Source organism: Acinetobacter sichuanensis, from assembly GCF_003024515.2.
GTDB classification, from domain to species: Bacteria; Pseudomonadota; Gammaproteobacteria; order Pseudomonadales; family Moraxellaceae; genus Acinetobacter; species Acinetobacter sichuanensis.
This window is the reverse complement of record NZ_PYIX02000040.1, coordinates 26,966-39,749: the sequence shown is the minus strand read 5'-3', so window position 1 is coordinate 39,749 and position 12,784 is coordinate 26,966. Positions and strand designations below refer to the sequence as shown.

Below are 12,784 nucleotides of genomic sequence, written 5' to 3'. Positions count from 1 at the left end.
ACAGATTCAAAAGACCTAATGGAATGATGTTTTTATGAATATATATCAATGGCGGAAGAGTTTATTTCGACCCATCATTAAAAGTTTTATTGATGGTTTTATTTTAGATAAAAATCATCTTCTGCCACAAAAGTTGCAAAAATCATAGTGCGTAAGTCCTATAAATGTAATAATTTTATTTTTAAAATTATTACTTATGATTTCTTCAGCTAGATTTAAATCATCTGATAATGCTAAAAATAAGGGTGCTTTTTGCTCCGCAATTTTGACATTTGATAACATTAAATCTTCATCAAAAATAATATCTTGGGGTTGCATTTCCATTTACTCTATAAAATTAAGAATGTGGACACTTATTAAAGAGACCTATTCTTTTTCTAAATAAACAAATATTTCATTTAGCCATTTCAATAAATCAGTCTCATCTTCAAAATATATGTTTGATAGATGAGATATATATTTATAATCAATTGTTTTTTTTGTTAAAATTTCTTTAAACTCTAATTTTAATAAGTCTATCTCCTGACTTTTTGCTGCCTTTTTATAATTTTTTACTACCTCCTTATATGTAAGGTCTTCATAATCTAAATCACTAAACCATGCACCAAGAAATTGATACATTTGAGGGAAATTACTTTCAAAGCTATTTATCATTAATTAATTCCTATTTTGGATGTGAAATTAAAATGGCTTTGTTGCACAAACCTACCATTAAAAGCTTATTCAACATTATAATTCTCAAATGAATAAGCCCACACCTAAAATCTATCGTACAACCAATTGGTCTTCTTATAACAGAGCATTAATAAATCGAGGAAATATTTCTATTTGGTTTGATCCCAAAACTCAATGGTACGCTCAATCAAAAGGCAAACATGGTCGAAATCAAATCTATTCTGATGTTGCTATCCAATGCTGTCTGATGATTAAATCTCTATTCCGTCTGGTCATAGGCTTTGTTCAAAGTCTCATTCATCTTTATAGATTAGATTGGACAGCCCCAGATTATTCCACTATTTGTAGAAGACAAAAGTATATTGATATTGCAATTAACTATCAAAAAAGCAGTAATGGTCTCCATCTACTTGTTGATTCTACTGGCTTAAAGTTTTTAGGTGAAGGCGAATGGAAACGTAAGAAACATCAGCCTGAATATCGTCGCCAATGGCGTAAATTACATATTGGTATCGATCTGAAACCCTTCAAATACGTGCTATTCAGCTCACAACCAACAATGTGAGTGATTCACAGGTGCTTGGCGATTTACTGAATCAGATTCCACAAGAAGAACAGATTGACTCCGTCTATACTGATGGGGCTTATGACACCAAGCAATGCCGTCAGTTCATCGCAGAGCGACAAGCGCATGCGGTGCTTCCACCAAGAAAAATGCGAAACCTTGGAAAGATACAAAGACCAGCTCGCTAGAGCGAAATGAATTACTTCGAACAGTTAAACGTTTAGGTAGGACACTATGGAAAAAATGGTCAGGCTATCATCGCCGAAGTTTGGTTGAAACCAAGATGCATTGCATCAAATTATTAGGAGATAAACTCAGTTCGAGAAACTTCCAAAGCCAAGTCAATGAGATGCATGCACATGTAGCAGTATTAAATAAATTTACGGAGTTGGGCCGACCTCATACCCAAGTTGTCACTTAAATTTGGATAACTTGGGGGAAAGTTTAGCTTTTGAATGTTTGTGCAACAAAGCCTTGTTGATATAAAAGAACACTAAATCAAATACTAGTTTTTAGGGAATAAATTATGGATTAAAGTTTATATAGAAATATTTTTGTCTCGAATTGCGACCTTATTTTTATTTGAATTTCACCTAGTATAACGAAGCAAATAACAGTAATGTCAGGAGGACATATGTATAAAATTTTAAATTTAGTTGCAAGTATATGCTTAATTAGTATAGGGCTAAGTGCTTGTAAAAATGAAAAAAATATGGTGGTAATTAATCAAGAGACTCCAGACGATATAAAAAATGACTGTTTTTGGCAAGGTCCTTATGTTATTTCCGATCCAGAAACAAATTTTGCATATCCTGATACAGGTAGTACATATTGGAGTGCAAAATATACCTTGCCAGAAGGTGCTATTTTAAGATTAAAAGGGGATTTTCCTTACGCACGTTATATGTCTATTAATAGCTATAATACAGATACTACACCTGCCGATTCAATTAATGATGGAGCAATTATTCCAGATAAAAATAGCATTAATCCATTTGTTGATGGTAATTTAAGAAATCATCAAAATCGTGCTTATACGCTAAATTTAGCATCAGGCAAAGCTCCGTCTAATGGTCGTGCTATAAATACTATTTATGATGCTACTCAAAATAATGAATCAGCAGTTTTACTATATAGAGTATATGTGCCTAATAAAGGCAAAAATATGAAGGGAGGCGTCAAGTTTCCTCAAGTAGAATTAACAACAAGGCAAGGTGAAGTATTGACAGGAGAAGCTGCTTGTAAAGCATTAAATGCTTCAAATAAAAAACTAACGATTCCATTAATTCCAGCTGATACATATGCCAAAGCTAGACAGTTTAATCCAGCTAAAGAAAAACCTGTATGGCGTGCATCCTATTCTATAGCTTTCAGTTTACAATGTGATTTTTTGGGTATATGTGATACCAATCCTATCAAAGGAATCGCTTATTATGCTAATCGTGATAATCAATATATCGCATCCTCAATCGATCGAAATATTAAACCAGTAGTAGTGATACGAGGGAAAATACCAACTGTACCAAAAACAGTGAATGGTGAAGAATACTTGCATAGTAAAAATACTCAACTTCGATATTGGTCAATCTGTCAAAATGAGTTCTATTCTCAAAAAGTGACATCTTGTTTATTTGATGAGGAAATCAATATCAATACTGATGGCAAATACACTATTGTTACAAGTTTACCAAAAGATCGTCCAAAAAATGCGACTGAAGAGTGTGGTGTTGGTTATTTAGAATGGTCTGATAAGGGAGATGGTTTTTCGATTGTTAAGGGGCGTCAAGATCATGAAACTGATGGTCGTTTAATTGTTCGAAATATGCTGCCTTCTAGCAACTTCTATAATGCTATTCAAAATACACAAACACCTGGTGATGAAAGTCAGATTATGAGGGACTACTTGCCAGATGCGACTTATTATACTAAAGAAGAATTTGAAGCTTTAGGTTGTGATCCTTCTCAAAAAATGTAATAGATTATAGGGCAGAATTCATTTTTGCCCTATATTCTTTTGGAGTAATTCCAAACCAAAGACGAAATGCCTTTAAAAATTGACTTTTAGCTTTATACCCTAAAAATATACTGATTTGTTCAACCGTAAAGTACTGATAGTTTAAGTATTCCATCACAAGTTTTTTTCTAATTTTTAGTAATAGTTCATTGAAAGTATGTCCTTCTTCAGTTAAACGACGCTGTAATGTTCGAACACTAATACTTAAAGCATTGGCAATATTTTGTCTTGTAGGGGAAACAAAACCTAAAGTAACCTGTAATAGGATACTAATCACTTGTGCTAAAGACATATCTGGAAATTGCTTTCTCAGAGCATAAATAATTGGATTGATGAGCAAAGGATAATTTAATCCATAAGTGCTTTTAGAAATACGATAGTTTAATTGGTTTTTGGATTGCTTAAATACAGGTGAACAATGAAAGAAATCTTGATAAATTTTATTATTTATTGTTTTAGGAGTATGGGTAAATTGAACTCGATTAGGCCATTGATGGATCAAGTTTCCAATTAGTCGAGTAAATCCAAACATTGCGCCTTCTATTTGATGATAACTCACTTGATCAGGAAGATTTGGATTAAAACGAATAACAATTGAATCATTCAACTCTTGACAGTGGATTGTCACTATTTCAGTCATAATTCCAAAATAACGACTTGCTAATCGTAATACTAATATTTTAGGTATTTCAATATCAACAGAAAGTATTGGGCTTAAAGCAAGTGTTAATACATTATAAAAAGGAGATTTTTTTAGACTTGAAGCTTGAACTACTTTTAAGCCTAGATTGGATTCATTTGCAATACAGGAAATATCTTTATATTCCTTCGTTACTATTTTAAGTGGAATACGATCACCACTAAAATGGTCTAGATTACACCATGTTTGAGCAGCAGTATCATAAATATGGATTTTATCGTTTTGTGATGCCCATAAACGTAATCCCATCCTATTATTGTTAACAACATGTTTATGAACACTAAACTCCTTTTTTTTCATAAAAAACCCATTATATTTTCTTGCATGCAACTAATGATTAGATAGTCAATTGATTTTAAATGAGAGTAACAAATAATGATGAATATAAAAGTTTTATAAAATACTCAGTAGTCAATTTTTAGTTTTGAATACTCAATTTTTTAATATATGTGAATTTTAAATAAGTTAGAGAGGAAGATCATCAAAGAATAGATATTAAAACTTATTTAAAGATTTACTCCAACTGCAAATGAGCATGGACTAAATCTTTATATGATGAAAAATTCTAAAAAAACCTGAAGATAATATAAAATAATGCATCAAGTTATTTTGAAAACAACTGAAAACATACTTGTCTAAGCCATTGATTACTTGGGGTTTGGTGTTTTCGTGAATGCCAATGCTGTTTTACACTATAAGTAGGAAGGATATACGGTGGTTTTAATACTTTAATACCTCCTTGTTGATATAAAACTTGACTTAAAGAATAAGGAATTGTAGCAATTGCATCCGTATTTTGTACCATGAGCCCAACACCTAAATAATTGGGTAAGCGAATTAAAATATCACGTTGTACACCAAGTTTTTGTAGTTCATATTCAAGTAAATAATGTCCACCTGTTGCAAAAATATCAATATGTAATTCTTGTCGAAACTCACGATCTGAAATGGCGTGTCCGATTAATCTTGGATGTTCAGAACTCGTGATACAGGTGTAATGTTGTTGAAATAAAGTCTGTTGATAAAATCCTGCTTCTAGTTGCGGTAAAAATCCAATTGCTAAATCTAATTCTCCATCTGACATTAGCATTGGCGTATGACTATCTATAGGCACAGTTTCTAAACGAACATTCGGTGCATGTTGACGTAAATAATGAATTAATTTTGGTAAAATAATCAGATGGCTAATATCAGTCATACTAATTTTAAAATGATAGTTTGAAGTACGAGGATCAAAGTCCAAATTATAATTTTGTACTTGCTTTAAACGGTTTAAAATCTCAAAGACCAATGGAAATATTTTTTTCGATAATTCAGTTGGTTGCATTTTATTTTCAATTCGAACAAATAATGGATCTCGAAAATGTTCTCTTAATTTATTGAGCGCAATGCTTAATGTTGGTTGTCCAATATCTAATTGTTCGGCTGCTTTGGAAACACTATTTTGTTGATAAATTTCAAAGAAAATTTTTAAAAGCCGAGTATCTAAATCATGCATCACACTATCCTTGTATTGATATTATCAATACAGCCTATTGTTTTTTGTGCATAGATTCAACAGTTTTCGCTTGTTACATTGCAAATCAAGGAACATAACCTGATTGATCTAGATCCGTTTAGATAGATGGGTAATAAAAGAGGATTTTGCAATGGAAGAATTAGCAACTTTGGCTGATTTGCCAACACGTTATTTAGGTGAGTTAGAAAAATCAAATTTAGTCCCTTTGTGGCCAAGTTTACGCAATGTGTTGCCTCCACACCAACCCATGCCGCAGACAGTGACAACAACTTGGTATTTTAAAGATATAAAGCCGCTGCTGTTAGAAGCAGGCGAGTTAACGCCAATTGAAAAAGCTGAGCGTCGTGTATTGGTTTTAGCAAATCCTGGACATGGCTTAGAAAATATGAAAGCCAGTTCAGTTATTTATCTTGGAATGCAACTTTTACTGCCAAAAGAATGGGCACCATCCCATCGTCACACCCCAAATGCAGTACGTCTCATTGTGGAAGGCGAAGGAGCCTATACAACAGTTGATGGTCAAAAATGCATGATGGAACATGGAGATTTAATTCTTACTCCTTCAGGTTTGTGGCATGAACACGGACATGATGGCGATGATCCTGTAATTTGGCTTGATGTACTGGATTTACCTTTGATGTATTACATGGAAGCTTCTTATGTAGAAGGTGGAGACCTACAAAACGTAAATAGCGCAGGGCATGCGCATTATTATGGCAAAGGTATTGCAGCAACGCCTTATTTTATTCGTGAGAATAGTGCTTATCCGATGATGCGTTATGCATGGAAAGATACTCAAAAAGTTTTACATGATTTAGCACAAGATTCTCAATATCAAGGACCCATTCAAGTTAGCTACATTAATCCTGAAACAGGCAAAGACTGTCAAAACATTATAGGTTATTCAGCATTGATGGTACGTCCAAATGAAACTGTAAAATTACCATCACGTTCAGTTGCACAAGTTTTTCATATTATTGATGGGCAAATCAATATCAAAATTGATGATCAAAATTTTCAGCTCAATAAAGCAGATACAAGCTGTGCCGCATGTTTTAGTCATATTGATTTAATCAATACTTCAGATCATGCCTGTTATATCTTCATCGCAGATGAAGCACCCTTACAGCGTAAATTGGGGGTGTATTCTGTACGTGAACGGCACGCATTTTAAAAAATTTATAAGGATATAAATTATGGAAAATAAAGAACAACCTATATTAATTGCAGGTGGTGGAATCGGCGGGTTTGCAGCAGCTTTAGCTTTAGCAAAATTAGGATTTAGCGTACAGGTTTTCGAGCAAGCACCTGAAATTGGTGAAATTGGTGCAGGAATTCAATTAGGTCCCAACGCCTTTCATGCCTTTGATGCACTGGGTATTGGGGAAATTGCCCGAGCAAAAGCTGTCTATACTGATTTTATGGTCATGCATGATGCGATTGATGAATATCAGGTAGGAAAAATTGCCACTGATGAAAAATTTCGTACTCGTTTTGCAAATCCATATGCAGTGATTCATCGTGCAGATATTCATAGCTCATTGGTTGAAGGTGCAAAGCAATATGGAAACTTGGAAATTTTCACCAATTGTTTAATTAAAAAAGTTGAACAAGATGAAACAAGTGTTTGTATTACAGATCAACATGGCAAGCAATATTATGGTCAAGCTTTGATTGGTGCTGATGGCGTAAAATCTATTGTACGTGAGACCTTTGTTGGTGATCCTGCTTTAGTGACAGGACATGTGGTTTATCGTGCAGTTGTGCCTGAAAATGAATTTCCCGAAGATTTAAAATGGAATGCAGCCAGTATTTGGGTTGGACCCAATTGTCATTTGGTGCATTACCCCCTGCGTGGTGGTAAAGAATATAATGTCGTCGTCACTTTCCATAGTCGTGAACAAGAAGAATGGGGCGTTAAAGACGGTTGTAAAGAAGAAGTTCTTTCATACTTCCAAGGTATATGTCCAAAGGCACGACAATTACTAGAGCTACCCAAAAGTTGGCGACGTTGGGCAACGGCTGACCGTGAGCCTATCGACACATGGACTTATGGACGTATTACATTATTAGGTGATGCAGCACATCCCACTACGCAATACATGGCACAAGGTGCATGTATGGCAATGGAAGATGCAGTCACTTTAGCTGAAGCATTACGTGTGACTCAGCATGATATTTTAAAAGCATTTGATATGTATCAAAAAGCAAGAGTCGCTCGAACAGCTCGTATTGTTTTATCTTCCCGTGAAATGGGAAAAATTTATCATGCCAAAGGCGTACAACGTTTAGTGCGTAATGATTTATGGCGTGGTCGTTCTACCGAACGTTTTTATGATGCAATGGAATGGTTATATGGCTGGAATGTCAATAATTGTCTTGATGCCGTGAAAAATTATCAGGAGAATATCGCATGAAACTTTATAGTTTTTTTCGTAGTAGCACTTCACATCGTGTTCGCATTGCCCTTAATTTAAAAGGCTTAAATTATCAGACACATTTTATTTCTCTGGCTAAAAATGAGCATCATCAAGCCGAATATCAAGCATTGCATCCACAAGGTTTTTTACCGACTTTAGAAATAGATGAGAGCAAATTACTCATCCAAAGTCCTGCAATTTTAGAATGGTTAGAACAGCAATATCCTCAACCTGCACTTTTACCAAATGATGTTTTGGCTCAAGCAAAAGTTCGAGCAATAGCAGCGTTGATTGCTTGTGATATACATCCTCTAAATAACAAACGAGTATTAGAGCATTTACGTTTGAACTTAGGGCTCAATGAAATACAAATCAATGAATGGTGTGCGAAATGGATTCATGCAGGCTTTTCTGCCTTAGAAAAAATATTAGAACAGGATTCTCAACGAACGAAATTCTGTTATGGATCAGCACCGACATTAGCTGATGTTTATCTTATTCCTCAGGTCGTTTCAGCCCAACGTTTTAAAGTTGATCTCAATATTTATCCAAAAATTAATGAAATTTATCAACATTGTATGACTTTGGAGGCATTCCAAAAAGCAGCGCCAGAAAATCAAGCCGATGCAATTTAACGTGTTATTGAAGTATTTAGTTATTTAAAAATAGAGAAAGGATTTTATTATGTCATTTATTTTTCAGCCAATGCAGACGACTGGCTTATTTATTCATGGTTCTGAACAAAAATTTCCAGTACGCCGTGTATATTGTGTAGGTCGAAATTATGCAGCACATGCACGTGAAATGGGCTTTGATCCAGACCGTGAGCCACCATTTTTCTTTTGCAAACCGAATGATTTGCAATCGATTATTCCTGTTGATCGTGATCCTGTTGATATTCCATATCCAGCACTCACTGAAAACTATCATTATGAAGTTGAATTAGTGGTTGCGATAGCTAAAGATGCTAAAAATGTTTCTGTCGAAGATGCTGTGAACTACATCTATGGCTATGCAGTCGGATTAGATATGACTCGTCGTGATCTGCAAATGGCAATGCGTGAAAAAGGTCGACCATGGGAAGTGGGTAAAGCTTTTGACTTTTCTGCACCTATTGGTCCAATTCATCCTATTGCTGAAATTGGTGAAATAAATGATGCCAATATTCATTTAACAGTCAATGAAGTCACCAAACAACAAAGTAATATTAGTCATTTAATCTGGTCAGTTGCAGAAACGATTGCGAATTTATCGACATTATTTGAGTTAAAGGCGGGGGATTTAATTTTTACAGGTACACCTGAAGGTGTCGGGGCAGTCGTACGTGGGGATGTTATGGAAGCGACAATCACTAATTTAACGCCAATCCACATTAATATAGTTTAAGTGACTGGTTAAAAAAGATCATATTTAAAAAATATGATCTTTTTTTTAATGGACAGTAAAAATAAAAGGAATTTGATATGCAGAATCATCAAAATACAATGGATGTACAACGTTTTATTGATGAAAATCCATTATCTAATATTCAAAAGAGAATTATTTGGTTATGTTTTATTGTTGTTGCAATAGATGGTTTTGATACAGCTTCAATTGGTTTTATTGCACCTGCTTTAAAAAGTGCTTGGTCATTACAGGCAATTGATCTGGCACCTTTATTTGGAGCAGGTTTATTGGGTTTAATGTTAGGGGCTATTATCTTTGGCCCGCTAGGTGATCGTTTTGGTCGAAAAACCATTTTAGTATGTTCGATCTTTGTTTTTGGTCATGCGAGCATGTTTTCAGCATTTAGTTCAGACTTAAATACATTAATTATTTGGCGGTTTGTTACAGGCTTAGGCTTAGGGGCAGCAATGCCAAATGCAATTTCTTTGACATCTGAGTATAGTCCAACACCTCGCCGTTCAAATTTAGTTACTTTAATGTTTTGTGGTTTTACCTTAGGTTCAGCAATAGGAGGTTTAAGTGCTGCATATCTTTTATCATTTATTGGTTGGAAAGGTATCTTAATGTTAGGTGGTATTTTGCCATTAATGGTGATGCCTTTAATTTATTTTTTACTACCAGAATCATTGAGATTTTTAGTATTAAAAAATAAAAGTAAAGAAAAAATTGATAAAATTTTACGTCAAATTTTACCAAATTCTTTAAATATTCCACATCTGATTCCCACACAAGAAGAAAAAATAAATTCAGGATTACGTGATTTGTTTGGTAAAAAGTATATCTTAGGTACGATTTTAATTTGGACTTCTTTCTTTTTAAGTCTATTAATCATTTATTTAATTTCAAGTTGGATGCCAACGATTTTAAATAATCATGGATATAACATAAAAGCGGCATCATGGTTGACTTCAGTTTTTCAAATAGGAGGAACTGTAGGCGCAATTGTAATTGGTTATTTTATGGATAAAATTGGTTCGACAAAAATGCTCAGTATTGCATATCTCTTTGGTGCATTCTTTTTAGTCATACTCGGTTTAAGTATTCAAAATTTATATTTACCTCTATTACTTTTGGCTATGTTTGGGGTAGGTATGGGAATTAGTGGTGCACAAGTTGGCATGAATGCTTTTTCATCTAGTTATTATCCTACCCAGTGTCGTGCCACAGGTGTAAGTTGGGCAAATGCTGTAGGTCGCTCAGGATCCATTATTGGTTCAGTTATAGGTGGTTGGCTTATGGCACTCAATTTATCATCTTTTGTAATTATTTCATTATTGGCTATACCTGCAATTATTGCTGCATTTTGCATTTATATGCTGAATAAAATGAAAGAAAAAATAAAGCATGAAAAATATACTATCGCCTAGTTGAAATTTTATTCATTCAATGTTTTGTATAACATTGAATGAATTTTTTACTTTAGAACTGTTTTCTTATTCAGTTCTGCAATTTTAGCGATTGTTTTGTCTAATAGTGTGACTTTCGCATGTTCTCTCATTAGCATTTCTGCTCGATTGGCTTCTTTATTCAGTAAAGCTTCAAAGATTGAACAATGTTGTAAATGTGCGTAATGTAATCTCTGATATTCTGACATCAAAATATCATTATCATGATTCCATGACGGATTAATCAATACAGGTAGATGTGATGGTGAGTCCGTTTCTTTACGAGAAAATTTTGGTAGTTGATTAGTTTTGTTTAAAATTTGAATTAAAGCGCTATTTCCAGAACCATTTAAAATAGTATCATGAAATATTTCATTATACTTTTCAAAAGTTTTTAGTTGTTCATCACTAAATTCTAAATCATGAAAGATTCCATCCGTTTCAGTAATACATTCTAATAAAATTTTTTTTTGTTCGGTATTTAACCCTTTTTTTGCCAATAATGCCGCTGCATGTCCTTCTAAAACAGCCCTAATAGACAAAGTTTCATCGACAATATTGTCAGAAAGTGTTCTAACAGAATATCCACGTGTCTTATTTTTAATTAAAAGACCTTCTTGTTCTAATAAGTGAAATGCTAAACGGACAGGTTGACGAGAGACACCACCTAGCATTTCTGCAGTTGGAATTTCAGCCATTCTCGTACCCGGAGCGAGTTCGCCAGAAATAATCATTTTTCTAAGTGTTAACAAGACTTTTTGTGCGGAAGACATATATAAAAATGTAAATAAAAAGATGATTTATATATTGAGTTAAACTTTCACAGTAAACAAGTACCTAATTTTAACTAATCGTATGCAATGAGTCATCTATCATCTTTGATTTAATCATTGAACTATAACAAGACTGTATGGTTTACTAGATATCACATTAATTATATATATCAAATCAGACACTTTGTGTTTGTAAATGATATTGCTAAAAAATATTTAAGCCTTTATTCGTACAAAAACAAACCTCCTATATAGAGTCAGAAGGTTTGTTTATATCGTTATAGTGGATCAAAAATTAGTGCTTACTCGGAAAGTTAAGCCTTGTGCTTTGGTAATATTTTCACCTGAAAGATTAATTGGAGCTTTAAGCATGGCACTATAATTTTTGTTTTTATAGATAAAATTGTATCCTAGAATAGGTCCAAGATTTAATGCTTGAGCTTTGGTATCCTTAATTGATTGCCCATTAATTTCATCATCTGTTAACTGACTAAATGTATTTCCTGCAATTCCATATTGCCAATTATTTTTGATGAGTGTTGCAGCAAAATCCAAATTTAAAACTGATCCTGTCAAATAGTCTGTATCTTTATTTTCTGTATAGTAATTATAAAATAATCGACCACTTAGTTGGGCTGAATTTCCTAATGCTTGAGGCAAAAAGCTCTTAAATGTATAGGTCAAACCAATATTTGGTGAAATTGTAAGATAGTTAGAACCAATGTTTACATTTTTAGATTTGGTATATTCACCTAATGGAAGATTTAGTCCTAAACCTGTAAGTATACTCAGTCCATTCGTCATTGAATTTGCCTCGCTACTTATTGCGTAATGTTTATTCCACATAAATACGTCTGAATATACATCTTGAAAGCCGCGTGAACATTGCTCTTGATCAAAACCGAAGCATAATTCCTGAATACCTGTAAAGATAGAAGAAGCAATATTTCCTCCAAATAATTTTTTTTCATAAACATGCAAAATTCCAACTCCACCAATTGCAACATGACCTTTAGTATCAATTTCATTACCATTTTTATCGTACCATTTATCAATATTAATGCCTGCAGCGACTGCAGTTATGTAATTGCCTGATGGCGGTAAAATTGCAGAATTAATATCAGTTCCACCAATAGGACCAGATAGTGTCACTGACTCAGCAGCAATACTTTTATGTTGAAAGAGGCACATTAAAAAAAAGATGATAAATGATTTTGAAATGCGTACATATTTCATATTTTCCCTCCATGGGAAGATTCAAGATCCATACCTAGACCATTTTTTATT

General features: G+C 33.6%; 12 protein-coding genes and 2 pseudogenes. 8 read left to right on the top strand and 6 right to left on the bottom strand.

All coding sequences use genetic code 11. The features are described from left to right. Positions 1-28: 28 nt before the first annotated feature. A pseudogene (locus C9E89_RS23865) lies at positions 29-148 on the top strand (IS701 family transposase); the annotation flags it as partial. Here the strand turns inward: C9E89_RS23865 and C9E89_RS17835 are convergent. Beyond that, complete coding sequence (locus C9E89_RS17835) at positions 115-318, bottom strand: hypothetical protein (RefSeq protein ID WP_147305731.1); 204 nt, start codon at positions 316-318, stop codon at positions 115-117. The pseudogene C9E89_RS23865 and the gene C9E89_RS17835 sit on opposite strands and share 34 nt — an antisense overlap. Positions 319-366: 48 nt before the next feature. Next, entirely contained in the window at positions 367-654 is a 288-nt protein-coding gene (locus tag C9E89_RS17830) for a contact-dependent growth inhibition system immunity protein (protein ID WP_107009684.1), read from the bottom strand. A gap of 151 nt (positions 655-805) precedes the next feature. Here C9E89_RS17830 and C9E89_RS17825 point away from each other — a divergent pair. Then, positions 806-1,661, top strand: a pseudogene (locus C9E89_RS17825) (IS5 family transposase). Positions 1,662-1,874: 213 nt separating this feature from the next. Beyond that, entirely contained in the window at positions 1,875-3,215 is a 1,341-nt protein-coding gene (locus C9E89_RS17820; RefSeq protein ID WP_107009683.1) for a hypothetical protein, read from the top strand. Between the two features lie 4 nt (positions 3,216-3,219). Here the strand turns inward: C9E89_RS17820 and C9E89_RS17815 are convergent, their stop codons facing one another. Then, complete coding sequence (locus C9E89_RS17815) at positions 3,220-4,254, bottom strand: helix-turn-helix transcriptional regulator (RefSeq protein ID WP_107009682.1); 1,035 nt, start codon at positions 4,252-4,254, stop codon at positions 3,220-3,222. A 304-nt stretch (positions 4,255-4,558) separates the two neighbouring features. Further along, positions 4,559-5,452: a LysR family transcriptional regulator gene (locus C9E89_RS17810; protein ID WP_107009681.1), complete on the bottom strand. Its 894-nt coding sequence runs from the start codon at positions 5,450-5,452 to the stop codon at positions 4,559-4,561. Positions 5,453-5,603: 151 nt separating this feature from the next. Between C9E89_RS17810 and C9E89_RS17805 the strand changes: the two genes are divergently transcribed. From C9E89_RS17805 to C9E89_RS17785, 5 genes are all read left to right on the top strand, one after another. Beyond that, complete coding sequence (locus C9E89_RS17805; RefSeq protein WP_107009680.1) at positions 5,604-6,647, top strand: cupin domain-containing protein; 1,044 nt, start codon at positions 5,604-5,606, stop codon at positions 6,645-6,647. Between the two features lie 22 nt (positions 6,648-6,669). After that, complete coding sequence (locus C9E89_RS17800) at positions 6,670-7,890, top strand: 3-hydroxybenzoate 6-monooxygenase (protein ID WP_107009679.1); 1,221 nt, start codon at positions 6,670-6,672, stop codon at positions 7,888-7,890. Next, positions 7,887-8,528 carry a maleylacetoacetate isomerase gene (maiA, locus tag C9E89_RS17795; RefSeq protein ID WP_107009678.1) on the top strand — a complete coding sequence of 214 codons (642 nt, stop codon included), beginning with the start codon at positions 7,887-7,889 and terminating at the stop codon, positions 8,526-8,528. Before C9E89_RS17800 ends, maiA begins: the two co-directional genes overlap by 4 nt. A gap of 49 nt (positions 8,529-8,577) precedes the next feature. Then, positions 8,578-9,279 (top strand): fumarylacetoacetate hydrolase family protein, encoded by a 702-nt coding sequence (locus C9E89_RS17790; protein ID WP_107009677.1) that lies wholly within the window; start codon positions 8,578-8,580, stop codon positions 9,277-9,279. Between the two features lie 77 nt (positions 9,280-9,356). Then, complete coding sequence (locus C9E89_RS17785) at positions 9,357-10,706, top strand: MFS transporter (RefSeq protein WP_107009676.1); 1,350 nt, start codon at positions 9,357-9,359, stop codon at positions 10,704-10,706. A 47-nt stretch (positions 10,707-10,753) separates the two neighbouring features. Here C9E89_RS17785 and C9E89_RS17780 read toward each other — a convergent pair whose 3' ends face one another. Next, entirely contained in the window at positions 10,754-11,497 is a 744-nt protein-coding gene (locus tag C9E89_RS17780) for a GntR family transcriptional regulator (RefSeq protein ID WP_107009675.1), read from the bottom strand. Between the two features lie 288 nt (positions 11,498-11,785). Next, complete coding sequence (locus tag C9E89_RS17775; RefSeq protein WP_107009674.1) at positions 11,786-12,733, bottom strand: SphA family protein; 948 nt, start codon at positions 12,731-12,733, stop codon at positions 11,786-11,788. Positions 12,734-12,784: the final 51 nt, after the last annotated feature.